Origin of the sequence: Halobacillus hunanensis (assembly GCF_900166655.1) — a bacterium.
Lineage (GTDB): Bacteria > Bacillota > Bacilli > Bacillales > Halobacillaceae > Halobacillus_A > Halobacillus_A hunanensis.
Window position 1 is genome coordinate 802,147 of the sequence record NZ_FVZB01000006.1, and the last position, 23,256, is coordinate 825,402.

The following is a 23,256-nucleotide window of genomic DNA, read 5'->3' on the forward strand; positions in this document are numbered from 1 at the left end:
CACCCCTTCCCTCACAAATTAGAGGTCACACAAAAAAACTTGTGTCACCCCATATCTTATTAAAATAATCCCAAAAACTTTTTCTTTTTAACATGCGTTGGCACATCCGAAGCTAACGCTTGTCCTTCAGCAACATACTCCGCATTTTCCGCAAATAAATAAACCATGGACTGACCATAGTTTTTTCGTAACTCCCTATAGGCATCCTTCATACAAAACCCTCTAGAAGTGGTGTTATGAGCATCAGATGCAATAAGGTGGGTCAAGTTCGCTTCGATTAATTTGTGAGTAAATTTCTGGATGTTCTTTCCGAAACGTCCGCATAGGCTGGCTGCTGTGATCTGAGTGTATGCACCTTTTTTAACTAAGTTGTAGAGTGTGTCGGGATGCTGGATAATATGGCGATTGCGTTCTGGATGGACAATAATGGGCTGATAGCCTTCAACTTGCATGTCGAATAATAGTTTACTAGCATATCTCGGAACGGTATCCGATGGAAATTCGACAAAGACATAGTTTCCTGTTTTGTTTAATGTGAGGATTTCATCGTTTCTGAGTCCCTCTAACATGTCTCCATGGATTCGTGTTTCCTGTCCTGGTAAGACGGTTAATGGAACCTCATAATCTGACAAATGTCGATTGAGCTCAGCCACTTGGATCGTGATGTTGTTCTTGTAGTTATTGTAGGTCCCGTTCTGGTGGTGAGGTGTAGCAATAATCGTATGTATGCCATCAGCTACAGCTGCTTGGGCCATCTTGATGCTTTCTTCAATGGACTGAGCACCGTCATCAACACCAGGGAGTATATGGCTGTGGATATCAATCAATAGTCCCTCTCCTCTCTAGTACTTATAATATATATTCCTTGTACATCTTTTAATACTTTGTATTAAAGATATTATAGCAGATTTCCTTTGGGTCATGAAGGGGATATTTGGAGAATATTCCTAGATCGCTAACATTTTTAGGGAAAAGTGCAATGATATCAAGGGTGTACATGTCGTATTTATGTCGGAAACTTTTTTCCTAGGACATTTTCAGTATGCGCTTACATTATAAATAGATTACTAATAACCCTCACATCCAAATAGAATACTAGTAAATTGTTAATTGCATATTACACTTATGTTTCATTCTATTTAATTTTCTATGATTCACAATTTATCGACAGAATTTGCACTATTGCAAGACCCCTCCCTATCTGGATGTTTTTATAAGATCACTAAAATAAAAAATATGAATGAACGAGCAGGCTATTAATACACCAAAATTATTCTTCACCAAATCAATTACCGTAAATGACCTACCCACAACATAAAACTGATGGACTTCGTCTACAAACCCATACAGCATGGCAACGGCCGCTGCTGCATAACTGGTAGTCTTCGTAAACCTTTTGTTGACTAGCAAGGCTCCAACAATTAGCAAATACAAGATGGCAAATTCGATTAGGTGCAAGCTCTCAAACAACGTATTAATCGTCATGGCAATATACAGATAAAACTTTTAATTTCTGCAATCGTTGAGCTGGATTGTAGCCAGATAAGAATCATGTAAAGTACAGGCAGGATCGTAAATAGAATGCGGCGCATGGAACATACACTTCTTTCTTTTATTTGGTATTTTCCATTAAGTATTGATCATACAGTCCGATACCATACATACAGTAAGAAGAGACCTATCAAGCAGGTCTCTTTTCTAAGCGTGAATTAGAATACGCCGACTCAGTTGCTATGGAGATATTTATGATCATGTATTATCTTTCTTATCACGCATGTATTTAATGGTTTTTATATATTCTCGAAACAATTCCTTAGATAAGCCAGCATCTACTACTTCATTAATCAGACTCAACCATTCTTCATCTAAAATGTTTTTACCTTCCCCTGTTCCGTGAAACAGAAAGGCTGTAGGAACTTCAAGTTCCTTAGCAACCTTTTCTATGAAATCAATAGAAGGATTGGTTTGTATTTCTCTTTCTATAGAACTTATATAAGATTTAGCAAAACCTGTCCTTTTTGCCAGCTCTGATATTGTCATACCTCTCTCTTTCCTTATCTGCTTTATCCGACTACCGATCATTTCCGCACCCCAAAATTTTAATTACTAAATTTATATTTGATCGCTTCTATACAATTTTTTAATATGACATTTTTTCAACTCGTGTAATTTTGCGTCTTACACACTAAACAAAATTTACAAACTGCCGATATCATATATACACAGTAAAAAGAGACCCTAATATAGGTCTCTTTTAAGCGTGAATTAGAAGATCCCCAATACTTTTTTCTTCTTCACTCTTTCCGGAGGTTCGGTTGCTAAGGCCTGTCCCTCCACGAGATACTGTGCATTTTCCGAGAAGTAATAGACCATCGATTGATCGTAGTGCTTTTTAATCTCCCGGTAGCCATCCTTGAGATTAAGTCCACGTGGCTTCTGTGCGCCTGACGCAACCAGGTGCACTAAATTTGCTTCGATCAATTGATGGGATAACTTCTTGATTTTGCTGCCGTACTTGCCAAGTAAACTGGCAGCCGTTATCTGAACAAATGCCCCGTTCCTTACGATAGAATAAAGCAAGTTTGGCTGCTCAATGATTTGTTCGTTCCGTTCAGGGTGCACGATGATCGGGCGATACCCTTCTACCTGTATGTTAAATAAGAGCGTGTTCAAATATCCCGGCACGTGATCACGAGGCAATTCGATCAATATATAATCCCCTTCATTAACGGTTAAGATCTCATCTTTCTGAAGCGCCTCAACAATATCACCATATACACGTGTCTCTTGTCCGGGCAAAACCGTTAGTGGTATATCGCGTTCCTCAAATTGTCGATTCAACTCATTGACTTGAATAAGAATATTGTTCTTATAATTATAATGACTCCCATTGTTATGATGCGGCGCAGCTACAACTGTCCGTAGCCCATCCTTTACTGCTTTCTCTGCCATTTTCATACTATGTTCCATTGTTGATGCCCCTTCATCAACACCTGGAAGGATATGCGTGTGAATATCTATCATTGCCCAAAACCCTTTCCCCTTAGAATTTCTATAATTTTTCTATCTGACTTGCTGAAATCTCTCTCTATCTAGCAAAATAGTTTCCCGAACCTTCCAATATTCACCCATATTCCTAAGCAAATTTTGGTATCGTTCTCATAATAATTCATGTTGCATATCTCAACCTTAAAAATCTAGGTATCGAGATTCTCTAAATAAAAATAAGCAGTCCCTTGGGTTGCTTTTGTAACCTCATTCTATTTCTTCCAGGAATACACGGAACTCTCTTTCAATAATCTTGATTCCGTGCCTTTTGGGTCAGATAATGCCACTATTTATCAACCAGATCACCAATAAATAATAAAAAGACAATCCCTTAATAATAGGATTCGATTATTTATCCCGTTCTATCAAGCATGAGTATGTTTTAACGAACAATACTAGCTTGGATAGCATGTGTTTGATGTGCATACCACGTAATACCTAGAACCTCCTCCCTCAAACAATTATACCCCCATTTTTTATGTAAAAAAGTGAATATACTGTATAAATATAGGTAAGTTTTGGTTTTCTAATGGTAATTACCTATGACTTTCTATATATATTACCATGACTAGGGGGGAGAAACCAACATATTTAATACACTTTTTTTCGCTAAAAAAAACGCTATTTCTCACACAACGCTTTATAAACCTGACGTATTGTTATGGTTATTGTCGAATTTCTATTTAACTTTAAAAACATACACAGTAAAAAGAGACCCCTAAGAGGTCTCTTTTCTATGCGTGAATTAGAAGATTCCTAATACCTTTTTCTTCTTCACTCTTTGCGGAGGTGCGGTTGCTAAGGCCTGGCCCTCCACGACATACTGTGCATTTTCCGAGAAGTAGTAGACCATCGATTGATCGTAGTGCTTTTTAATCTCCCGGTAGCCATCCTTGAGATTAAGTTCTTGTGGCTTCTGTGCACCTGACGCAACCAGGTGCACTAAGTTGGCATCGATCAATTGATGGGATAACTTCTTGACTTTGCTGCCGTGCTTCCCTAGTAGGCTGCCAGCTGTAATTTGAACAAATGCGCCATTTTTCACGAGGGAATACAGTAGATTCGGCTGCTCGATGATTTGTTCGTTTCGTTCGGAATGGACGATGATCGGCTGATACCCTTCTACCTGCATGTTGAATAAGAGGGTATTCAAGTATCCCGGCACGTGGTCATGAGGCAGATCGATTAATACATAATCCCCTTCATTGACGGTTAGAATCTCATCGTTCCGGAGCGCCTCTACTAGATCTGCATATGCGCGTGTTTCCTGACCGGGCAGAACCGTAAGCGGAATGTCGCGTTCCTCTAATTCCCGATTCAACTCCCTGACCTGAATCAGAATTGTGTTCTTATCATTAACGTGACCCCCATTGTTATAATGCGGAGCCGCTACAACTGTCTCTATTCCATCCTTTACGGCTTTCTCTGCCATTTTTATACTATGTTCCATCGTCGAAGGTCCCTCATCAACGCCTGGAAGAATATGAGTGTGAATATCTATCATTTGCTAACATCATCTCCCCTTAGAAATTCCATACCTATTTTATTTATCTAGTAAGCTCGTAATGTTTTATATATGTCTAACCATTACACCTCTGACTCATTACTCCATCCATTACCTTCATTTCTACCTGGGCAAACATCGGCGTCCTCTCACCGCTTAGGGATTATGCACCATTTTGACATTGAGATTTTTACAATAAAAAAAGAAGCAATCCCATACAGGTTGCTTTCTACCCATCCATATCTTGATTCCGCTTTAAATATTCACGGAACTTTTCCTTCGATACTCCCAACCTCTGTGCCTCTTGAATTAAATTTTTCCATCCTTCATCAAGGAAGTCTTCATTCGTTTCCCCATAAAGCAGATAATTGAGGGATACATCAAGTTCTTTAGCGACTCTCTCTAAAAACTGTATAGTAGGGTTGGTTTGTCTGTTTCGTTCTATTGAGCTTACATAAGATTTGGCGAATCCCGACCGCTCTGCTAGTTCGGAAAGAGTCATCTTCCTCTTTTTCCTTATTTCTTTGATGTGTTCACCAATCACTTTCAGGAACCTCCTTTGTTAATAAAATTGTTCAAATATATCGGTAAAAATTGATTTTTGAATGGAAATTAGCTGGAGTTTGGTATACATTATCACACTTTAATGCAGTAAACCAACATTTAACATACACCTTTTTTTTCACACAAAAAAAGCGCCGGCTTTAAACCAGCACTTTTGACTCTCATATTTTATGACTTTTGGTTGATTTTCCATTTATTAAACTCTAAATAATCGCGGAATTGTTCTTTGGAGATTCCAGAATTCATAGCTTCGTGGACGAGATCAAGCCAATCGTCATCTAAGCTTTCCTCTTTAGCGGACGTTTCTCCGTGGAGCAGATAGTTGATTGAGATGTCCAGTTCTTTGGAGATCTTTTCTAGAAATTGGACGGATGGGTTGGTTTGCAGGTTTCGTTCAATAGAACTGAGGTAAGACTTGGCTACACCTGCTCGATCGGCCAGTTCAGACAAGGACATGTGGCGGTCTTTACGGATTTGTTGAATGCGGCTACCGATCATGCTTTCACCTACTTTCTTAATTAACAAAAGTATAGCATAATTCATCCCCGTGTTCTATTTAAAGTACGAAAATCGTCAACTTGTCCTAGGTCGCGGAATTATTGTAAGACTTTTTGCTTGAAAAATTGATTTTTTACTAGTTGTTTCGATTAGATTCTCTTGAAGGGCTGTCGAATGATGAACAGTTATGGGTGCTAGTTGCAACGTTGCAGTGGTCATTTAGGAGGGTGGTGTTCTTTATTGGAGACAGGGAAGGATTTAAGTGGGTAGATTATACCCTGTATATGACCAGATGGAATGGCAGATGCTTTCTTTGCAACTTTTTATCTCGCATTAACTGGCAGTAAAACCCCCAAGATTTTATTATAAACGAGGAGTCTAAGTGGGGATCAACTGCCAGTAATGTCCGATTGGTTCAACTAACCATCAGTGGGAATAGAAGAAAACTCCACTTATGGAAGTTTCACTTTATAAAGAAGGTGTGTTCTTGGTTATACTAAGGGGTAGATCAATTCGGTGAGTACATAGGAGGCGTGAACGGTATGAGTGATGAGTTAGTGGAGCGATTTGAGCTGGCGTTTAATCAGATTCACCAGCATTTGAAGGAGATGAATCGTTTTCCCAAGAACGATAATTTCGCAGAGCTGTTGAATCATTCGAAGGATCGCGGTGTGATTCGGGAATTCTATGATGTGCTGCGGCAATATGCGAAACTGCGGAATGCGATTGTGCATGAGCGTGTGCGTGATGGATATTACATTGCATCCCCTCATGTAGAGGTTGTGGAGGAGCTTGAACAAATTAAACAAACGCTTGACCAACCACCACTCGGGCTTGATGTAGCAACGCGTCCGGTGATGTTTTTCTATGAAGAAACAGAGCTGCTTCATGTGGTGGAAGCGTTTCGGAAGCATGGGGTATCGCAGTTCCCGATCTATCGCGATGGTGCGTTTGTAGGGCTGTTGACAGATGCCGGGATCGTGCGTTGGCTTGGGGAATCGGTTGAGAGTGGAGCTGTTGCAGTCGATCATGTGACGGTTGGAGATGTGCTGCGGCACGAGAAGGTGCATAATGTGGAGTTTGTTTCGGAGACGGCGTCGGTGTTTGAGCTAGAGGACTTGTTTGAATCAAGTCATGGGGATGGCGAGAAGCTGAAGGCTGTGATGATCACGGAGGGCGGCGATCGTGATGGGAAGCTGCTCGGGATTGTGACGCTGCTTGATTTGATTATGATGGATGAAGAGTAAACAAAAAAGACCTACTCTGGTCCGCATTGATAAGAGGCGTGGTAGGTTCGATACAAATAAATCTTGCATTAAAAGAAACTCCTTATCTTATCAAGTTCCCGAGCTACAGGAATAAATGCAACAAGCATACCAAAGACACTTCCCTTCCCTACTACAATCTTCCATAGCGGTTTCCTTTTTATAGTCTCAGATACAAGGTTAGGACACATATAAAAAAATCGATGTGAACCATAGCACAAGGGCTTCCTTCTGATCTTGAATCTGAGCGATCAAGAAGTCCACTTTCCATACCTCTTCTGCTGGCGGTGAGTATCGAATCTCTTTCTCTTCAGCACCTATCGCGTTATAGGATTGGATGAGAAGAGCATCTTTTTGTTTGGAAATCACCTCATAACCGTTGGGAAGATAAGAGATTTTGTAGGTCATGAGGTAGGAAAGCAGGAGACCGGCTAAAACAAATCCAACCCTCAATAAATAGATTCTAATCTTCTTTACAGTCGACTCGCCGATCATTTTAGCACCACGCTTATTTCAGAATAGTTCTTTCCCTCCTTTATACGAAAAGTTTTACGAAAGGTTTCAGACTCCTCCTATACGTCCTCTCTAATGAATAAACCTTCCTATTAGACAAATGCTAGGACAAGAAGGTGACTGTCTAAATGGAGGAATTAGATCATGACTATAGATCAAAATATCAAACTGACTTCTGCAGAGCTTTCCCAGCTTTGGTCGGCTTATTTGAACGACACGTTGGCCATTTGTGAAATCGAATACTACCTGAAAACGGTTGAGGATGAGGAGATCAAGAAACTTCTTTCTATGGGATTGCAGGATTCAAAAGCACATATCGACAGATTAACTGCTATTTTCAACAGAAATCGTTATCCAGTTCCCAAGGGATTTAATAAAGAAGATGATGTGAATATGAATGCACCGCAATTATTTTCCGATGTATATGTGTTAAATTGGCTGAATCAATTCGGAAAATTGGGTGTTGATGCCTATAGTGCCAGTGTAAACGTTGTGACTAGAGAATATATTCAAGACTATTTCAGCGAATGTCTGTCTCAATCGAACGAAATGGTTAGAATGACGAATGAGCTTCTGCTTGCTAAAGGGCTGTATATGCGTCCACCTCGCCTGCCTGCACCTAATCACGTTGATTTTGTTAAATCTCAACAGTTTCTAGCAGGGTGGTTTGGCGATATTCGTCCTTTAACAGCACTTGAAATTACAAATTTGCACGGAAATATCCAGCGTAACGCCCTTGGAATAGTTACGATGCAGGGGTTTGCTCAAACAGCGCAGTCAAAGGAAACAGGCCGCTATTTAACAAGAGGAAAACAAATTGCAAAGAAACATACCGAACTATTTAGTTCCGTTATGCGAAAAGATGACCTGCCTGCACCGATGACCTGGAGTGATGAAGTAACAAATTCAACGGCAAACGTTTTTTCAGACAAGTTAATGTTGTATAAATCATCTATTCTGACAGGAATTAGCATGGGGTATTACGGGGCTAGTATGGCTGCGATCCAACGGCGTGATTTAGGGGTTCAATATGCCAGATTAATTGCTGAAATTGCTAAGTTCGCTGAGGACGGGGCTAACCTTTTGATCAAGAATGGATGGTTGGAAGAACCCCCGCGTGCAGCCGACCGTGATGAATTAGCTAACACGTAGGCGCTCTGTGATGGCTAATAAGGCTGCGTTGGAAAAACTTTTATGGAGTATTGCACTCCCGGGATTGGGTCAGCTGTTAAACCATAAGTATGTGAAAGGTATCCTTCTGCTGATTGCTGAATTTGTAGTGAATGTGATGAGTCGCTTTAATGAGGTCATTTTATTGAGTTTTCATGGGCAGACGGAAGAGGCTGTTAACATGGCTAACTATGGATGGTTAATGTTTTATCCTTGCTTGTATTTCTTTGCCATCTGGGATGCTTATAAGGACGCCGGGGGTGGAAAGGACATCTTTTCTTTTATCCCATTTGTTTCTACGGCTTATGTTGTTACGGTAGGGGTTATTTATTCGCCGAGCTTCACTCTATTTGGAATCTTGTTTGGACCTGTTTGGCTGCCGATTCTGTTTGTGATTCCTGGTTTGCTCCTTGGGCTCCTGGTTCGAATTCTGTTGGTGAAAATGATTCACAATCGTCAGAGGTCTAATACATAGTACCTCGGTCAAAAAATATACCCGCACTGTTTCTGGAGTATGAAACGTGGGGTTTTTTCAACTCTTTACAAGCATAAAAAGCTAACCTCTCTGCTTTTTAAACAGAGAGGTTCGTATAGTGGAAAGCCTAAGCATGATAGAATTTGACAAATGTCACAGTATAACTGACTAGAAATCCTCTGAAGTCGTCCTCCACCTCACTTTTATTTACTATGGCGATCGGCGAACAGGGCCATCGCGTCGCGCATAAATGCTGCCAGGCCTTCTCCATACTGGTCGATGTTGTTCGTGAACCGCTCATCATCGACATAAAGCTGGCCGATGCCTTTGAATTTCATGAGATCATCGTTGTTGATGCTGTCGTTCAAGAAAAAGTACCATTCTTTAATGGCGGTTTGGGCTGCGTCTGAATCTGGGGAGTCGTGACGCAGACTGGCCAATTTGCGATAAATTGTATCCATTTGTCTCGACATGTGATCTTTTTCCTGCTGAGACATCTTGTTGAACTTCGCATTCGACTGATCGACAGCTTCATCGCCCCATCGCTCGCGAGCCTCCTGTTCGTATGGGTTACGGGTAAAGTCAAAGCCTTCAAATTTATCTTTGTTCGTCATATGAATCTCTCCTTTCTGTTGTTGAATCGTCTTCTCCACCGTCCGGATCATCCCGTCGAGTCGGCGTCGTTTCTCAAGCAGCATTTTCCGATGCAGTTGCAGAGCTTCCTGCTGGTTGAACTCCGGATTTGTGATAATCTCCTTAATTTTTTTCAAAGGAAAACCGAGCTCTCGGAAAAATAAAATCTGCTGCAGCGTTTCTAGATCCTGATTGGAGTAGAGCCGGTAGCCTGCTTCGGTCGTATCCTCTGGCGACAGCAGATCGATGTTGTCGTAATGATGAAGCGTGCGGATACTGATTCCAACGAGTTCGGCAACTTCTTTCACTTTCATCGGCATCTTTAACGATCTCCTTTCATTCGAGTTCGTTTCGCCTCCTCACTGATTGACTATAAGGTGTGACGTTACGTGAGGGTCAATAGGTGTTATGAAATTTTTTGTAAATGAGTGGTCTTCGGGTCTGTTGGTTCCTTCAATCCATATCCAATCATGCGATCCATGGCGATGTGGGCGATCCAAATCAGTCCTAGACTGAGCATGATCGATGTTGGTTGAAAGGTGTTTGCGATGAGGATGAGGAGCAACGGTGGTGTATAAGTGTGGAAAGAATTGTATAGGTAAGCTCCTAGTTTATGGTTATACAGGTAGCCGAGTGCTGAGAGGTCAGGTGTTAACAGTAATAGAACGAACATCCACCAGCTTGATTCGATTGCAGCATAGAAGTAGATGGAAGTGATTAGCATGATAAGTCCTTCTATATGTAATAATCGTTTGTTCATTTGGGTTCCCTCCTCGATATATATATTCTACTTAGTTGGCGGAACCCCTTTATTGTTTTGATCCAATATTTGGGTGGAAGTTTTTGAGATAGGGCGTAATGTTCGTTGGGGACGAATGTTTAAACGTTAGGGGCGAATCCTGCCGCGTTAGGGAAGAATGTTAACTCGTTAGGGCGCTATCCCACTGAGTTAGGGCATAATCGATTAGCGTTACCCCACTATCCTATTCCATAAGTAAAAAACTACCACCTCAGGTCATCCAGATTCTGGATGACCTGAGGTGGTAGTTAATGGGATAAGTATAGATTAATGAAGGGTGTTCCCTTTATCTACATGCAGCGTGCCGTCTTGCTGGACTTCTGCGTAAAATACATCGGCTGGGGAATTCACTCCGGCTTGTTTCAGTTGTTGCTCCAGCCACTTTTCGTCAAGATGCAGCTTCGATAAGTTTTTGGTATTCACCGCACCATCAGAGATCACTTCAGCAGCAACCGGGTACACGTTGGGGGTTGTTGGTACTCGGTTCATATCGCCTTTGGTCAGCGGCTGTTGAAGACCTTTTTTCAAGACAGAAAGTTTTCCATTCGTTTCAAAAATAGCATAGTCGACATCTTTTATTTGGAAAACGTTATGCTGCTGCCTTAGCATTACCCTCAAGGTATCTATATCCAACCGTGCCTTACGAAGTGCATCTACCGCCACTTGACCATCTTTAATGATGATCAACGGATCTCCGTTCGTTACTTTCCGGAGCGTTTTAGATTTAATATCCAGGACGCTCATGAGCAATGTAAAGGTAGCCCACCCTGCTAAGGCGATTACACCATTACGGATACTTAAATCCTGGTTGACAGCAAGACTTCCAGCAATCGTACCAATCGCAATGGCTGAAATAAAATTAAAAAATGTCATCTGGCTGATTTCTTTTCGGCCAACTATTCGAGCCAAACAAAATAATACGATGAAAGATATTGCGATCCGCAGAACTAACTCCCAAATTCCCATAATCACCTATCCTCTCTAACGTACTTATTTATTTGCTAAATTCACCTTTCTATTCATTCTCGAAACCGAAACAGAATCTGCCACATGAGCTCCTCCATGGCTGATTTTCTATCCACACCTCCCTTTTGCCCTGTAACCCTGACCCTTTCTAAGTTCGACATTTTTCTTACGGGTTTCATGTATGAATTTAGCCCTAACTGGGGAAAAATGTAACGGAGGAGGTGCACGTATGGGCTACGAAGGATATCGACGATCGAAACAGCCTGTTTATGATCGTTTTACAGATAATATTGATTTTATGAAAAAAGAGCTCGGGATTGGGGAAAGTTTCGATGCGATCCATCTGGACTTGAACTATGCTGGGCGCGATATGGGCATGTTTTTGATTGACGGCTTTGCGAAGGATAAGATTCTGCATTTCCTCATGAAGCTGCTGGCTGATCTTGAGCCTGAACAGCTTGATGCTGAACCGTTAACGAAATTGATGAAAACCTATCTTCCGTACATAGAGATTAGTACAGAAGATGATTTGGATAAAACCGTATTCTGGGTACTAAGTGGTGCGACCGCGCTCATCGTAGATGGCATTGATAAAGTTATTATTATTGACGCGAGGACGTATCCGGTCAGGAGCCCGTCCGAGCCTGATTTAGAGCGCGTAACACGCGGGCCGCGGGACGGTTTTGTCGAAACAGTGGTCTTTAATACAGCCCTGACACGACGCCGTGTGCGCGACCCTTCCCTGAGGATGGAGTACATGTCGATCGGGAGACGATCGCAAACCGATATTTGTGTGTCGTACATTAAGGATATCGCCGACCCTCACATTGTTGACAATATTAAGAGTTCGCTTAAAAAAATTGATACCGATGGACTTCCGCTTGGTGAGAAAACGGTGGAGGAATTTCTATGCGGACGAGGCTGGAACCCGTATCCGACGGTGCGCTACACCGAGCGTCCCGACACGGCGGCTATTCATTTGTATGAGGGTCATGTGCTTGTGATTGTTGACGGGTCACCAAGTGTACTGATTACGCCGGCGACCTTTTGGCACCACCTGCACCACGTAGAAGAGTATCGGCAGCGTCCGATTGTAGGGGCTTACTTCCGTATCGTCCGATTTCTGGCGGTATGGATGTCGATCTTCCTGCTACCGCTCTGGTTCTTTTTTGCAGAAAACCAGAATTTATTGCCCGAAATGTTAAGTTTTATCGGTCCAAAAGAGTCGATTCTGATTCCGTTACTGATACAGCTCGTCCTCGTTGAAATTGGGATGGACATGCTCAGGATGGCGACGATTCATACACCATCCGCAATGGCCACCGCCCTCGGGCTCGTCTCGGCAGTTATTATCGGGCAGATTGCCGTAGCCGTAGGGCTGTTTACCAACGAGGTCATTTTGTACATTTCGCTTGTCGCGATTGGTACATTCGCAACACCTTCGTATGAATTTGCTCTGGCAAACAGGATCTTTCGTCTCGCTTTGCTGTTTGTAACAGCCGCCTTTGGTTTAGCCGGATTTGCGATTGGCCTTGCTATATGGGCCCTCTCGCTAATTCGCGTCAAATCATTCAACATTCCGTACCTGTGGCCGCTTGTTCCGTTTAACTACCGTGCTCTTAGAGACGTGCTTCTAAGAGCACCGATGCCACTGAAAAACAGGCGTCCAAAAGCTTTCCATCCGAGAGATCCAGACCGTTAATGATTAAAGGATACGACGCGGAGTCGTATCCTTTAGTTGTATGTTATTTATTTTCGAGTGGCTGTATCCATCAAATTGAACCTGTCGTCACGACAGGTTCATATGAACGTATTATCCCAAGTACGTACATGATAAGGACATCATTCTCCTTTTTGTTTAGAACCATCGACTAATAATAGAACGGCCGTAATAATGTGCATCGTCATGCCCACAAACGGAATCCACCCTACAACCGATGTAACAATCCCTAGTATCGGTCCGTGGATCTTAACATCATTCTTAACACTCACAATTAATGTAGCAATGTGTAATAACAACATCACTGCCAACGGTGTCCACGCCAGTCCGAGGATGATACTTCCCCCAATGATCGGAATTCCTAATAACGCTTCCAATCCACCTGAAATGAGTTTTAATACTTTAGCTGCCATCATATGAATTTCCCTCCCGTTGTTCCACAACTTGTTCTTTCTCTTTCGATGCGTTTATTAACGCTATTGATCCTGCAATAATAATCAATACACAAGGGATTAAATGAAATAGATTAATAATTGCCCCTATAATCCCCAAGACTAACAACCATACACCGCTATTTTTCACCCCTCCATCCAAACTGCCAGGCGTTGACTTCACAAGGGTGATAATAAAGATAGCTATCGTAAGAACGCCCTGTGTGATTGAAACAATTAACCCTATACCCAAGGCCCCATCAGTCAACGGGGCATAATACGGCTGATCCGCATCCACTATTCCCGCGAAGAAGTAGGTTCCAAAGAAGAACCACATAATGGATCCGATCATCCCCAATATCGAACCGATTAACCCTAACACGAATATACCGGTTTTATTCACCTATTTTCCCCCTTCCACTTCCTCATCGTATTCATAATTTAGCTCTTTGCTCCTTCGCTGTGCTCCAATATCGAACGCAATTTCGCCCTTAGCAGGCGCTTTCTGAAAATAAGTAATGTCAGTCAGCTCATTTGGTAAAAATAGATCACGAACATTCTTATGCACGTTTTCCTTCAAATAGGATTCTTTCTTTTCGACATCTGTCGAATTATAGAATTCGTCTGCAAACTCCATCGCAGAATTCCCTACTATAACCCGCAAATAATCTGATCAAAAGCAAAGCAGACCCTAATGCTCATAAGAGACTTCATACTATTTACCCTCTACCGGGTACCTTTCGGAGATATCCCTCGTACATATGTATGTAAAATCCTCTAATAGCATAATTACTTTTTCCCAATTTGTAAAGTTTTTGTAATTTATCCAACAAAACAACTCTTTCAATGAACCTCCTGCAACGTTGAAAAGGCTGACGAAAAATTCGTCAGCCTTTTTAAAATTCAGGAATCAGACTCTGGGGGAGAATCGATCCTGACTCATAAATCCATTCACATTAAAAACCACCGTAACCACCACCGAATGCACTAGCTCCAACGATGATTAGTAGAATGAAAAGGACTACAAGCAAAGCAAATCCTCCACCATATCCGTAACTCATTATCTCACCCCCTTTTTAATTACACTATGATGGAAGATCAATAACGAGTGGACAATAAGCCACCCCTTACCAAAAATAGGTTTCCGTACAGAAATGGAATAAAAAACCACCTCAGGTCATCCAAAATCTGGATGACCTGAGGTGGTTAATAATGGTAATTAGTTCAGGTATGGTGGGAGGCGGTATTATTCGGCTTTGGTGGGTTTGGAGGGTTCTGATTCGGTTCCGTCCAGGTAAACGGTTGTTACGTAATACGTGTATTTCGATGCTTCAGGATCGGTGTACGTTTTGCGTTCGTGTTCAGAAATGCTGGCTACTTTTTTGAAGTTCTCGCCATCTTCACTGCGATACACACGATAGCCTGCCACCCCATCAACACGGACTGCGTGCCATGTTATGAAAGTTCCGTTTACTTCCACATGGGTAGGGGCTTTAATCTCGTAATCGGCGTCTTCTTTAGGCTGCTCTTTATCCAAAGAGGATTTCAGTTCCGTGTACACCACCAAACGCTCTTCATGGGTGCCTTTGTCATAGTTGAAGTTCCCTGTGCACGTAATCAAGTTGAGCCTTTTTTTATTAGTTTTCCCGAAAACTTTCTCAATTGGTGCGTCGTTACGCGGATAGCTTTCAAGTTTTTGCACGACAAACGTCAGCTCTTTTCCTTCTTCATTCGTGACAATGACTTCATCACCTTTTTGTAAATCATCCAGGTAGAAAAAGACGGCTGGTCCAGATTGGTTATCCACGTGCCCGGCCATGACAGCGTTCCCGGTATTGCCCGGCTTCGTGCCTGGCTCGAACCATCCGACTGTTTTGTCATCTTTCGGCACGCCCATTTGTCCGCTGTCGAGGATGCCTACTTTGGATACAGGCTCATCAATGTCGAGACTGGGAATTTTTAAGTTGGTTGGAACAATTCCGCTGCTCGTGTCTGGTTTATCCGTTTCAAAATTAACTTCTTTGATGTCCCCTGATTCATCAACGAGCGTAAACTCTTCCGATTTCAAGGAGAGATCAGAGGCTTCCTGTTTTTTATTGTCAGAGGTTGCTGTATCAGCTGTCGGATCGTAAGGGGAGGTAAAGTTCGCCCATACGTTTGAATTATACCCCGCCAGCAGCAGGGCCCCTAAGCCTACTATGGTAAAATACGTTCTCCACTTCATACCCATCACCTTTTTTGAAATGTATTTATCATCACGTTACGCTTTTTTTATGAAAAAAGGAGAGGGTTGCCCCTCCCTCTAGCTTATCATGTTGCGACTCGTATCCTTTGCATATGACCTTGAGAGGGTTTTAAGGAACTCGCCGTTGTTGTATCAAAATATAGTGAGGACAGTCGCATTCACCTTGATCCGAAGATGAGGTAAATGCGGGTGTCCTTTAGGCCCCCCAAAGGCTGGACCCCCTGAGGAGCTTTGTATTACTTATTTATTGCTGTGCTTTTTTTCTAATCATGAAGCCGCCTGAGATCAAGACAAGGGCTCCAAATGCTGCCCATGTCCAAAGACTGTTTGTGGCTGTACCGCCCATTCCGGTCTTCGGCATGTCAGATGGCATTTGCTCAGTTGAGAATTTATCAGGCATTTGTTTGACAATCGCATCACTCAGCTTTTCACCAACTCCAAACATAAAGCCATATCCATCGCGGAAAGACTCATATGTTGCTTGGTAATCGCCAGCTACATAGTGATCAAATGTTTGGATAACATCTTCTTCATGTGCCCAAAGTGCATTCGTTGCAGCATCAGCTGGCAAGTTTCCGCCCGTTGCTTTTCCTAGGAACTCACCTAGCGTTTCTGCAAACGTCTGCAGGCTTTGCTCCGCTGCCATACGTGCTTCTTTATCATTTTCAAGTGTTGCAGTTACAAGTTGACCTTGTGCTTGGATGTGGTTCTTCTGCCAGATTTTCTGGAACTGTGAGGCCGCTTCCGCACCATAAATCGATTCAATAGCTTTCGTGAAATCCTGCGTATTCATGTTTTCTGCCCACGTTACAAAATCATAATCTTCAGCCTGGTTATAGCCCTTTTGCATTCCAAGAACGGCTAGAGCGAAGTGCTCGGCAGCCAGACTGTTCAATTGAGAACGCAAGTCAGCGGCTGGTGTTACGGCTTTTGTTCCTTCAAATTTTTCAGGCATTTGTGTAACAATCGCGCTTGATAAAGCTTTACTAATCGTAAACATACGGTCGAATCCTTCACGGAACGCCTCATATGCTTTTTTGTATTCTCCAGCTACATAATAATCAAATACGTTAATCACATCTTGTTCGTGTGCTGCTAACACTTTTGCTGCTTTTTCCTGAGGAAGGTTACCTTCTGTTGCTTTAGCAAGGAAAGAACTGAATTGATTGACGAATTCATCAACTTCAGCTTCAGCTGCCTGACGAGCTTCCTTGTCATTGTTCACTTTTGCTTCAACAAAATCAGGCGTGTAATCGTTATGTCCAAGAAAAATGTCTTCAAACTTTGCGGCTGCTTCTTCGCCATAAATTGAAGCAATCACCGGAGTCATATCCTTCGCGTTCTGATCAAGTTTTTTATAAACTTCATCAGCATCTTCGGCATCATTGTAATCCTTAATCATAGCGGTTGTTGCTAACACAAAGTGTTCAGATAACAATTGATCCAGACCCGCGCGCAAATCGGCGGCTGGTGTCTTTGATGTCGGTTTATCATGTGTTTCCCCTTCATGCGCCATCGCCAGGGATGGAATAAGCAGCATGATTGCCATAAACATTACGACTGCTTTTTTCAATGTTTTCAAGTGAGTCACTCTCCTTCAAGTATTGTCTGTCCTGTTTTTCTTACTAAGCTATCGGGAGTGGATTACAATTGGATCACTTTTTTTATGAATTTTTTTAGGTTATTTGCGGATTTTTTGAAAAAAGCTGTCATGGCGGGGGGTATTTAAACACTGAAGGAGGGAGATCTTGCAGTAAATACAGGTTAGGGACCAATCTTCTAGCGTTAGAGGACAATATTTTTAGTTAGAGAACAATCCCCCACCGATGCAGAACAATAAAGTGGAAACAACTTCCACCTCAGGTCATCCAGTAAATTTCCACCTCAGGTCATCCAAATTAAGGTAATTACCAAAATTTATACGATCTCAAACAGTTCGAATCCTGTCATAAAACGGCTAAATATCGTATAATCTACCAATAACCAACACAGTTACTGGAAAAAGGATGAAATACATGACACTTCTCTCATTCATAGCGATACTAGCAGCAGGCATTGCAGTAGGATTCATCAACGTCATGGCGGGCGGCGGCTCACTGCTGACGCTGCCGCTGTTGATCTTCTTCGGGCTCCCGTCATCCGTAGCGAACGGAACCAACCGGATTGCTCTCATGGCACAAAACCTTGTCGCCATCACTTCCTTTCGAAAAAGCGGATACTTTGATTGGAAGCTGGGATTGCGGTTGGCGATCCCAGCCTTCCTCGGATCGATCGTCGGGGCAAGATTCGCCATCTCCCTTCCCGACGAACTTTTTAACCGGATCCTATCCGTCGTAATGCTGCTCGTCTTAGCCATCATCGTTTGGAAGCCGCATAAGCGACTATCGCAAACATCAGAGCAGGACACCGTTGCCAAAAAAATCGGTCTCATCCTGGCGTTCTTTCTCGTCGGTGTCTACGGCGGATTCATTCAAGCAGGCGTTGGGTTCATCATCATTGCTGCCCTGACATTGATGTCCGGACTTTCGCTTGTGAAAATTAACAGTTTAAAAGCTTTCATCGTCGCGGTCTACACCCTTTCCGCGTTAGTCGTCTTCATCCTCAATGACCAAATCCACTGGGGATTCGGCTTAACGTTGGCCCTCGGTACAAGTATCGGTGCCTTTCTCGGCAGCCGGTTCGCCGTGAAACGAGGCGAGAAATGGATACAGCGAATATTGGTAGTCGCCGTGCTCATAATGGCCATCAGACTATTCTTCTTTACTTAATAAGGAAATAAAACCAATAACCCCCACCTCAGGTCATCCAGAATCTGGATGACCTGAGGTGGGGGGTTCTTCCAATTATGTTAGCAATTGGGGCAAAATGCGCAGACTCCCAGTAGGAACAGCACGAGCCAAAGATCCCACAGGAAAGCATCTTTTGTTTTCCTGCGGGATCTGAAGCCGTGCTACGGCAAGCGGAGTATTTTTTACATATAAATGCAAAACTTCTTTTACAACTCCCTCAGAAGCGTTCAACCCTTTTTCCTTGCTAACGCTTTTCGGTCAACAGCAATTGGCGGTTGTTCAAGCCATCCGTTGTTAATCATAATATTTGCTCCATCTTCAGAATACATCGCGATTTCTGCCGATAACCGCACATAGTGCAGTCCCAAATCCCTTCTTGGACTTACGGACATCGACATACCGTATTGGCCCATTCCCGAAGCAATCAAGGCAGAAATGTGGAACATCATCAGCTTATCTGAGAAAGGGGCAACTGTAGAATCCGTTACCGTATGATCCCATGTTCGTGGGACAGGCAAATATTCTTTGTTCAGCAAAGTCGAAAAGACCTTTACATGCTTTTGAGCAATATCACGGCCTCTTTCCATGTATTTACGAACTTCTTTAGAACTCGCCACCTGACTGAAACCAATAATCAGCGCTTTTCCGATCGCATTACGTTTAATGTTCGTCACAATATTTGTAATCTCAATCCCAAGCAAGGGTCTGCGTTTCCCGACCCAGCCGGTTAGAAAACTTTGGTTTGTAACAAAGTCGACCTGGGACGGTTTAGGAATGTGCGGAGGCCGAACATATATCCCTTTTTCTAAGGCAATTTTTTTCGATCGGATATGAAGTTCTTGTGACTGATCTAAACAATCCTTATAAAAATTGACGATGTCTAACCTAGTCGATGTTCCAGCAGCTAGGCCGCAAGCAGCCAGGGTAAATTTGGCCATGTTTAAAATATAGACTAGGAAAAATGTATCCGAAAATAGACGCGGAGCGTTCTCATTCACATCATCTTCTGTAAATCCGTATGGAATCGGATAGTTTTCCGCCTCGAAAATTTGCTTAACCGTGTCGACTTGCTGTTGCATAATCTCCATGGCATAGCTTAGTACAGCTGAGATGTCTGGGTCTTCTACTTTGGCAAGAAAGTATTTTAGTCCGCAGATGATCATGGTTCCTTGAACATATGATGTCCACAAGGCTGAGACTTCAGCTGAGGTCAGCTCAGGTTGGTGATTTATATCCATAGTTTATACCCTCCTGTACGTCCATTTGAAAAATTCACGGTTCAACTGCGTCATTTCTTATTCGCTAGTTTTTTTCGGTCCTCAGCTAATGGTGGCTGCTCAAGCCAGCCTTTTTTGATCATAATATTTATGCCGTTCTCCGCATAAAGTCCAATTTGACCGATCAGACGTGCGTACATGACAGCTAAATCCCGTCTTTGCACAACAGATAAGGCGGCTCCGTAAAAACCGGCTGCCGAAGACACCAGTGAAACGACATGGAACAGCATCAATCTATCTGAAAAAGGTGGTGTCGTAGAATTTGTGATTTCTGATTCCCATTTCTTTGGTGAAGGCAGGTTATCCCTAGCCAAGATGGCATCAAGGGTTTTCACTTGTTTTTGGCAAAGTAATGACCCTTTTTGAAAATACTGACGAAGTTCTTTTGACGTCGTGACCTGGCCGAATCCCATTTCCAGCACAATTTTCACCATAAGCTTTTGAGCATTAAAACAAAGGCCATTGATCTCTACAGCATTTAATGGCCTCTGTCTTCCAACCCACCGCTTAATGTAGTCGTTATTCGTAATAAAATGGTTATTTGATTTTGGGTTAAGAATAGGTGGTCTACTGAAAATCCCTTTGTTCAGCATAACTTCGACGATCTTGTCATATAACTCCATCGTTTCCTCATTACACTGGATATAAAATTTCCTCTGATCAGGCGCGGACTGAAGTACCAGTAGCTGCTGCGTAACCGGTTAAACCGTGCAGCGTCATAATATACATGTAGTATAAAGTGAGAGCATCTGAAAATAATGAAGGAGCATCGCGGTTGACATCTTTATCTGTAAATCCCTTAGGTATAGGGTACTCTTCCTGAGTCATAAAATCTTTAATTTTGCTAACGTGTGACTTTGACAATCCTATGACAAATTCTAAAATCTTACGTATGTCCTCATCCTCTACCTTTGCTAAGAAATAGTCGATAACACAGATGGACATGCTGTAACTTTGGTATTGTGTCCAAAGGCTTGACAGCTCCGAAGCTGATAAGCGAGCACTATGACTCGTATTTTCCATAAAATAAAGCCCTCCGATTCAATAAATCCACAATTTGATAGCTTAGTGTTTCACCTAACAAAAAGAATATTCCCCGATGTCATATTGGGACTAACTTCCACCTCAGGTCATCCAATTTCTGGATGACCTGAGGTGGAAGTTATTGTCATAAGAAGACTTGTTGACTTGAGGTATAAGGGGTTTGATGAGAATTAATTCTAGAGGCTTGCATTTTTATAAACTAAATTGTACAATTAAGATCGAAATTCGATATTGACATTCGATATCAACTTTAAAAGGAGAGATATTTTTTGGATAATAAAGTATTGCGCAAGCTGTTTCTCGGATTTATTCATATTCACATTTTGCACCATGCCAAGGAAGAAGCGATTTACGGTTCATGGATGCTGGAAGAACTGCGTGAACATGGCTACGAAATGAGCGCCGGCACGCTATATCCGATCCTGCACAATATGGAAGTCGATCAACTTCTTGATAAAGAAGAAGTGAATGTAAACGGGAAAATCAGAAAATATTACCGCATCACAGAAAAAGGTGACACTGTGCTTCAAGAAGCACGCGAAAAGGCTTATGAACTTTTCAAAGAAATTAAGTAGATAATCGAGGTGAAGATATATGGACAAACAATCAACCAATAGAAGTACGTTTCACATCTTATTAGAGATTCTACTGGCTTCCACAAAATTAGGATTTACTTCGTTTGGCGGCCCTGTTGCCCATTTGGCATACTTTAAAGATGAATATATCGATCGCCGCAAATGGCTGGATGATAAAACGTACTCAGATATCATTGCGCTGTGTCAATTCCTGCCTGGGCCGGCAAGCAGTCAGGTCGGGATATCGATCGGGATGCTGCGTGGAGGAATATTGGGAGGAATCGTGTCGTGGATTGGGTTCACCCTTCCTTCCGTTATTGTGCTCGTCGTATTTGCCATGCTGTATCAGACCTTCACATTAGGAGATGCAGGATTTATTCATAGTTTGAAGATTGTAGCAGCAGCCATTGTACTGCACGCTTTAATCGGTTTAGGGAAAAAACTTACCCCAGATAAAACGCGACTTGCGATCGCCATGGCAGCAGCCTTTATTATGCTGCTCTATCCTTCTGCCTGGATGCAGATTGTCATCATTATTGGAGCGGGTCTGTTAGGTTTGCAGCTTTTTAAAGATCAAGCTGAATCCAATGTTAAACCCTTCTCTGTCAACATTTCTAAAAAAACTGGCGTGATTTCGCTAGGAATTCTTGTCTTCGGTCTCGTCGCCCTACCCATCATTACAAAACTGACGAACAACCCGCTGCTAAGTATTTTTGATATCTTCTTCAGGGTGGGTTCATTGGTCTTTGGCGGGGGTCATGTGGTCCTGCCGATGCTTGAAAGGGAAGTTGTGCCAACAGGCTGGATGTCACCGGAAGAATTTTTGGCTGGCTACGGCATGGCTCAAGCTGTACCTGGACCACTATTTACGTTTTCCAGTTATTTAGGAACGATGATGGAGGGAATCGGCGGCGCCATCGTAGCTACGATCGGAATATTTTTGCCATCGTTTCTACTCGTTATTGCAGCTTTACCGTTTTTAAATGAATTGAGAAAACGCTCTTCCTTCCAAGGAATTCTTATGGGTGTAAATGCCAGTGTTGTCGGGATCTTATTAGCGGCGTTCTACGATCCCGTGATCAAAAGTTCGATCTTCGAAGCATCTGACTTCGCCCTCGGTGTCGTCTTATTCGCCTTACTGAACATCTGGAAAGTTCCAGCCTGGCTCATCGTCATCCTAGGCGTGATCGGCGGCTACCTCATCAACCTGATCGGCATCTAATCGAAAATCTTCCAAGTAATTACCACCTCAGGTCATCCAGAAATTGGATGACCTGAGGTGGTAATTTATTCCTTTACATTTCAGAAATATTACGACATGTAGCTTATCAATAGAAGGGCTATGGTATAATCAGTATTAGATAGTTGTTCGATCATACTGCTCTCTGCAGGCTGAATAGGGTGTCGGCTAATCCCCATGTCTTAAAGATGAAAGGGGGTGACGCCTGTGAGCACTTACGAATCGCTAATGGTCATGATCACTTTTAGTACGCTGATTGTTTCGGTCATAGCCCTGATAGTAGCGATTTTGCGCATAAAAAAATAGACTCCCTATTCCAGCAAGAATCCGGGTGAGTCTATTTTTAAAATAGCCAGTGCCCTAGAAGAGCAACTATCTAGGGGATCACAGTTGCAACCTGTGGTCCCTTTTATTATGTGTATCCTGTTTCTGTCTTTATCATACCATAATTGCAGAAAAAAGTTAATTGAAGGTGGATCATTACTGATAACGAATATCCT

The 23,256-nt window shown here is 42.5% G+C and carries 28 protein-coding genes; 8 read left to right on the forward strand and 20 right to left on the reverse strand.

Going from position 1 to position 23,256, the window contains the following annotated elements:
• Positions 1–59: 59 nt before the first annotated feature.
• The 7 genes from B5354_RS09560 to B5354_RS09590 all read right to left on the reverse strand — a co-directional run bounded on the left by B5354_RS09560 (position 60) and on the right by B5354_RS09590 (position 5,614).
• The gene (locus B5354_RS09560) at positions 60–827 is read right to left on the reverse strand and encodes a tyrosine-protein phosphatase (RefSeq protein ID WP_079528181.1); all 768 of its coding nucleotides are present in this window, start codon (positions 825–827) and stop codon (positions 60–62) included.
• 370 nt (positions 828–1,197) lie between these two features.
• Positions 1,198–1,485: a VanZ family protein gene (locus B5354_RS09565; protein ID WP_079528183.1), complete on the reverse strand. Its 288-nt coding sequence runs from the start codon at positions 1,483–1,485 to the stop codon at positions 1,198–1,200.
• Between the two features lie 264 nt (positions 1,486–1,749).
• Positions 1,750–2,082, reverse strand: a complete 333-nt coding sequence (locus tag B5354_RS09570) for a helix-turn-helix domain-containing protein (protein WP_079528184.1) — start codon at positions 2,080–2,082, stop codon at positions 1,750–1,752.
• A gap of 183 nt (positions 2,083–2,265) precedes the next feature.
• A complete protein-coding gene (locus tag B5354_RS09575) occupies positions 2,266–3,024 on the reverse strand; it encodes a tyrosine-protein phosphatase (RefSeq protein ID WP_079528186.1) in 759 nt (252 codons plus the stop codon).
• A 769-nt stretch (positions 3,025–3,793) separates the two neighbouring features.
• Entirely contained in the window at positions 3,794–4,552 is a 759-nt protein-coding gene (locus B5354_RS09580) for a tyrosine-protein phosphatase (protein ID WP_079528188.1), read from the reverse strand.
• Positions 4,553–4,781: 229 nt separating this feature from the next.
• Positions 4,782–5,096: a helix-turn-helix domain-containing protein gene (locus B5354_RS09585; protein WP_079528190.1), complete on the reverse strand. Its 315-nt coding sequence runs from the start codon at positions 5,094–5,096 to the stop codon at positions 4,782–4,784.
• Positions 5,097–5,284: 188 nt separating this feature from the next.
• A complete protein-coding gene (locus B5354_RS09590; RefSeq protein ID WP_079528192.1) occupies positions 5,285–5,614 on the reverse strand; it encodes a helix-turn-helix domain-containing protein in 330 nt (109 codons plus the stop codon).
• A gap of 542 nt (positions 5,615–6,156) precedes the next feature.
• Here B5354_RS09590 and B5354_RS09595 point away from each other — a divergent pair.
• Entirely contained in the window at positions 6,157–6,861 is a 705-nt protein-coding gene (locus tag B5354_RS09595) for a CBS domain-containing protein (protein ID WP_079528194.1), read from the forward strand.
• A 198-nt stretch (positions 6,862–7,059) separates the two neighbouring features.
• Here the strand turns inward: B5354_RS09595 and B5354_RS09600 are convergent, their stop codons facing one another.
• Positions 7,060–7,374, reverse strand: coding sequence for a hypothetical protein (locus B5354_RS09600; protein ID WP_079528196.1), 315 nt, complete (start codon positions 7,372–7,374; stop codon positions 7,060–7,062).
• A gap of 162 nt (positions 7,375–7,536) precedes the next feature.
• Between B5354_RS09600 and B5354_RS09605 the strand changes: the two genes are divergently transcribed.
• Both B5354_RS09605 and B5354_RS09610 read left to right on the forward strand, forming a co-directional pair.
• On the forward strand, positions 7,537–8,544 hold the full coding sequence (locus tag B5354_RS09605) for a DUF3231 family protein (protein ID WP_079528198.1): 1,008 nt from the start codon (positions 7,537–7,539) through the stop codon (positions 8,542–8,544).
• Between the two features lie 10 nt (positions 8,545–8,554).
• Positions 8,555–9,037 (forward strand): hypothetical protein, encoded by a 483-nt coding sequence (locus tag B5354_RS09610; RefSeq protein ID WP_079528199.1) that lies wholly within the window; start codon positions 8,555–8,557, stop codon positions 9,035–9,037.
• Positions 9,038–9,240: 203 nt separating this feature from the next.
• Here the strand turns inward: B5354_RS09610 and B5354_RS09615 are convergent, their stop codons facing one another.
• The 3 genes from B5354_RS09615 to B5354_RS09625 all read right to left on the reverse strand — a co-directional run bounded on the left by B5354_RS09615 (position 9,241) and on the right by B5354_RS09625 (position 11,435).
• On the reverse strand, positions 9,241–9,990 hold the full coding sequence (locus tag B5354_RS09615) for a MerR family transcriptional regulator (protein WP_079528201.1): 750 nt from the start codon (positions 9,988–9,990) through the stop codon (positions 9,241–9,243).
• 86 nt (positions 9,991–10,076) lie between these two features.
• Positions 10,077–10,430 (reverse strand): DUF4260 domain-containing protein, encoded by a 354-nt coding sequence (locus tag B5354_RS09620; RefSeq protein ID WP_079528203.1) that lies wholly within the window; start codon positions 10,428–10,430, stop codon positions 10,077–10,079.
• A gap of 306 nt (positions 10,431–10,736) precedes the next feature.
• Positions 10,737–11,435 (reverse strand): YetF domain-containing protein, encoded by a 699-nt coding sequence (locus B5354_RS09625; RefSeq protein WP_079528205.1) that lies wholly within the window; start codon positions 11,433–11,435, stop codon positions 10,737–10,739.
• A gap of 229 nt (positions 11,436–11,664) precedes the next feature.
• Between B5354_RS09625 and B5354_RS09630 the strand changes: the two genes are divergently transcribed.
• Positions 11,665–13,137, forward strand: a complete 1,473-nt coding sequence (locus B5354_RS09630; RefSeq protein WP_079528207.1) for a spore germination protein — start codon at positions 11,665–11,667, stop codon at positions 13,135–13,137.
• Positions 13,138–13,277: 140 nt separating this feature from the next.
• Here B5354_RS09630 and B5354_RS09635 read toward each other — a convergent pair whose 3' ends face one another.
• The 6 genes from B5354_RS09635 to B5354_RS09660 all read right to left on the reverse strand — a co-directional run bounded on the left by B5354_RS09635 (position 13,278) and on the right by B5354_RS09660 (position 17,413).
• Positions 13,278–13,571 (reverse strand): hypothetical protein, encoded by a 294-nt coding sequence (locus B5354_RS09635; RefSeq protein WP_079528208.1) that lies wholly within the window; start codon positions 13,569–13,571, stop codon positions 13,278–13,280.
• A complete protein-coding gene (locus B5354_RS09640) occupies positions 13,558–13,989 on the reverse strand; it encodes a hypothetical protein (protein WP_079528210.1) in 432 nt (143 codons plus the stop codon). The genes B5354_RS09635 and B5354_RS09640 overlap by 14 nt, the downstream gene beginning before the upstream one ends.
• On the reverse strand, positions 13,990–14,223 hold the full coding sequence (locus tag B5354_RS09645) for a hypothetical protein (RefSeq protein ID WP_079528212.1): 234 nt from the start codon (positions 14,221–14,223) through the stop codon (positions 13,990–13,992). It lies immediately after the preceding gene.
• A 319-nt stretch (positions 14,224–14,542) separates the two neighbouring features.
• The gene (locus tag B5354_RS09650; protein ID WP_079528214.1) at positions 14,543–14,647 is read right to left on the reverse strand and encodes a YjcZ family sporulation protein; all 105 of its coding nucleotides are present in this window, start codon (positions 14,645–14,647) and stop codon (positions 14,543–14,545) included.
• 185 nt (positions 14,648–14,832) lie between these two features.
• The gene (locus tag B5354_RS09655; RefSeq protein ID WP_176142455.1) at positions 14,833–15,810 is read right to left on the reverse strand and encodes a class F sortase; all 978 of its coding nucleotides are present in this window, start codon (positions 15,808–15,810) and stop codon (positions 14,833–14,835) included.
• 265 nt (positions 15,811–16,075) lie between these two features.
• Positions 16,076–17,413 carry a copper amine oxidase gene (locus B5354_RS09660; protein WP_245804751.1) on the reverse strand — a complete coding sequence of 446 codons (1,338 nt, stop codon included), beginning with the start codon at positions 17,411–17,413 and terminating at the stop codon, positions 16,076–16,078.
• 433 nt (positions 17,414–17,846) lie between these two features.
• Between B5354_RS09660 and B5354_RS09665 the strand changes: the two genes are divergently transcribed.
• Positions 17,847–18,599 (forward strand): sulfite exporter TauE/SafE family protein, encoded by a 753-nt coding sequence (locus tag B5354_RS09665; protein WP_079528218.1) that lies wholly within the window; start codon positions 17,847–17,849, stop codon positions 18,597–18,599.
• A gap of 248 nt (positions 18,600–18,847) precedes the next feature.
• On the opposite strand, the gene B5354_RS09670 is transcribed toward B5354_RS09665, so the two are convergent.
• The 3 genes from B5354_RS09670 to B5354_RS09680 are packed head-to-tail and all read right to left on the reverse strand — an operon-like array spanning position 18,848 to position 20,920.
• On the reverse strand, positions 18,848–19,858 hold the full coding sequence (locus B5354_RS09670; RefSeq protein WP_079528220.1) for a DUF3231 family protein: 1,011 nt from the start codon (positions 19,856–19,858) through the stop codon (positions 18,848–18,850).
• Between the two features lie 50 nt (positions 19,859–19,908).
• On the reverse strand, positions 19,909–20,580 hold the full coding sequence (locus B5354_RS09675) for a DUF3231 family protein (RefSeq protein ID WP_281252738.1): 672 nt from the start codon (positions 20,578–20,580) through the stop codon (positions 19,909–19,911).
• A complete protein-coding gene (locus tag B5354_RS09680) occupies positions 20,558–20,920 on the reverse strand; it encodes a DUF3231 family protein (RefSeq protein ID WP_079528224.1) in 363 nt (120 codons plus the stop codon). The genes B5354_RS09675 and B5354_RS09680 overlap by 23 nt, the downstream gene beginning before the upstream one ends.
• A 290-nt stretch (positions 20,921–21,210) precedes the next feature.
• On the opposite strand from B5354_RS09680, the gene B5354_RS09685 reads away from it, so the two are divergent.
• The 3 genes from B5354_RS09685 (at position 21,211) to B5354_RS20735 (ending at position 23,062) form a co-directional block, all read left to right on the forward strand.
• Positions 21,211–21,516, forward strand: coding sequence for a PadR family transcriptional regulator (locus B5354_RS09685; protein ID WP_079528226.1), 306 nt, complete (start codon positions 21,211–21,213; stop codon positions 21,514–21,516).
• A 19-nt stretch (positions 21,517–21,535) separates the two neighbouring features.
• The gene (locus B5354_RS09690) at positions 21,536–22,738 is read left to right on the forward strand and encodes a chromate transporter (RefSeq protein ID WP_079528228.1); all 1,203 of its coding nucleotides are present in this window, start codon (positions 21,536–21,538) and stop codon (positions 22,736–22,738) included.
• 225 nt (positions 22,739–22,963) lie between these two features.
• On the forward strand, positions 22,964–23,062 hold the full coding sequence (locus tag B5354_RS20735; RefSeq protein WP_245804752.1) for a putative holin-like toxin: 99 nt from the start codon (positions 22,964–22,966) through the stop codon (positions 23,060–23,062).
• The last annotated feature ends 194 nt before the right edge of the window (positions 23,063–23,256 follow it).

Bases quoted from the DNA above. Each gene is read 5' to 3' on its own strand.
- B5354_RS09565 (WP_079528183.1), bottom strand. From the start codon at position 1,485: ATGACGATTAATACGTTGTTTGAGAGCTTGCACCTAATCGAATTTGCC.
- B5354_RS09570 (WP_079528184.1), bottom strand. From the start codon at position 2,082: ATGATCGGTAGTCGGATAAAGCAGATAAGGAAAGAGAGAGGTATGACA.
- B5354_RS09575 (WP_079528186.1), bottom strand. From the start codon at position 3,024: ATGATAGATATTCACACGCATATCCTTCCAGGTGTTGATGAAGGGGCA.
- B5354_RS09580 (WP_079528188.1), bottom strand. From the start codon at position 4,552: ATGATAGATATTCACACTCATATTCTTCCAGGCGTTGATGAGGGACCT.
- B5354_RS09590 (WP_079528192.1), bottom strand. From the start codon at position 5,614: ATGATCGGTAGCCGCATTCAACAAATCCGTAAAGACCGCCACATGTCC.
- B5354_RS09595 (WP_079528194.1), top strand. From the start codon at position 6,157: ATGAGTGATGAGTTAGTGGAGCGATTTGAGCTGGCGTTTAATCAGATT.
- B5354_RS09600 (WP_079528196.1), bottom strand. From the start codon at position 7,374: ATGATCGGCGAGTCGACTGTAAAGAAGATTAGAATCTATTTATTGAGG.
- B5354_RS09605 (WP_079528198.1), top strand. From the start codon at position 7,537: ATGACTATAGATCAAAATATCAAACTGACTTCTGCAGAGCTTTCCCAG.
- B5354_RS09610 (WP_079528199.1), top strand. From the start codon at position 8,555: ATGGCTAATAAGGCTGCGTTGGAAAAACTTTTATGGAGTATTGCACTC.
- B5354_RS09615 (WP_079528201.1), bottom strand. From the start codon at position 9,990: ATGCCGATGAAAGTGAAAGAAGTTGCCGAACTCGTTGGAATCAGTATC.
- B5354_RS09620 (WP_079528203.1), bottom strand. From the start codon at position 10,430: ATGAACAAACGATTATTACATATAGAAGGACTTATCATGCTAATCACT.
- B5354_RS09625 (WP_079528205.1), bottom strand. From the start codon at position 11,435: ATGGGAATTTGGGAGTTAGTTCTGCGGATCGCAATATCTTTCATCGTA.
- B5354_RS09630 (WP_079528207.1), top strand. From the start codon at position 11,665: ATGGGCTACGAAGGATATCGACGATCGAAACAGCCTGTTTATGATCGT.
- B5354_RS09635 (WP_079528208.1), bottom strand. From the start codon at position 13,571: ATGATGGCAGCTAAAGTATTAAAACTCATTTCAGGTGGATTGGAAGCG.
- B5354_RS09645 (WP_079528212.1), bottom strand. From the start codon at position 14,223: ATGGAGTTTGCAGACGAATTCTATAATTCGACAGATGTCGAAAAGAAA.
- B5354_RS09650 (WP_079528214.1), bottom strand. From the start codon at position 14,647: ATGAGTTACGGATATGGTGGAGGATTTGCTTTGCTTGTAGTCCTTTTC.
- B5354_RS09655 (WP_176142455.1), bottom strand. From the start codon at position 15,810: ATGAAGTGGAGAACGTATTTTACCATAGTAGGCTTAGGGGCCCTGCTG.
- B5354_RS09665 (WP_079528218.1), top strand. From the start codon at position 17,847: ATGACACTTCTCTCATTCATAGCGATACTAGCAGCAGGCATTGCAGTA.
- B5354_RS09670 (WP_079528220.1), bottom strand. From the start codon at position 19,858: ATGGATATAAATCACCAACCTGAGCTGACCTCAGCTGAAGTCTCAGCC.
- B5354_RS09680 (WP_079528224.1), bottom strand. From the start codon at position 20,920: ATGGAAAATACGAGTCATAGTGCTCGCTTATCAGCTTCGGAGCTGTCA.
- B5354_RS09690 (WP_079528228.1), top strand. From the start codon at position 21,536: ATGGACAAACAATCAACCAATAGAAGTACGTTTCACATCTTATTAGAG.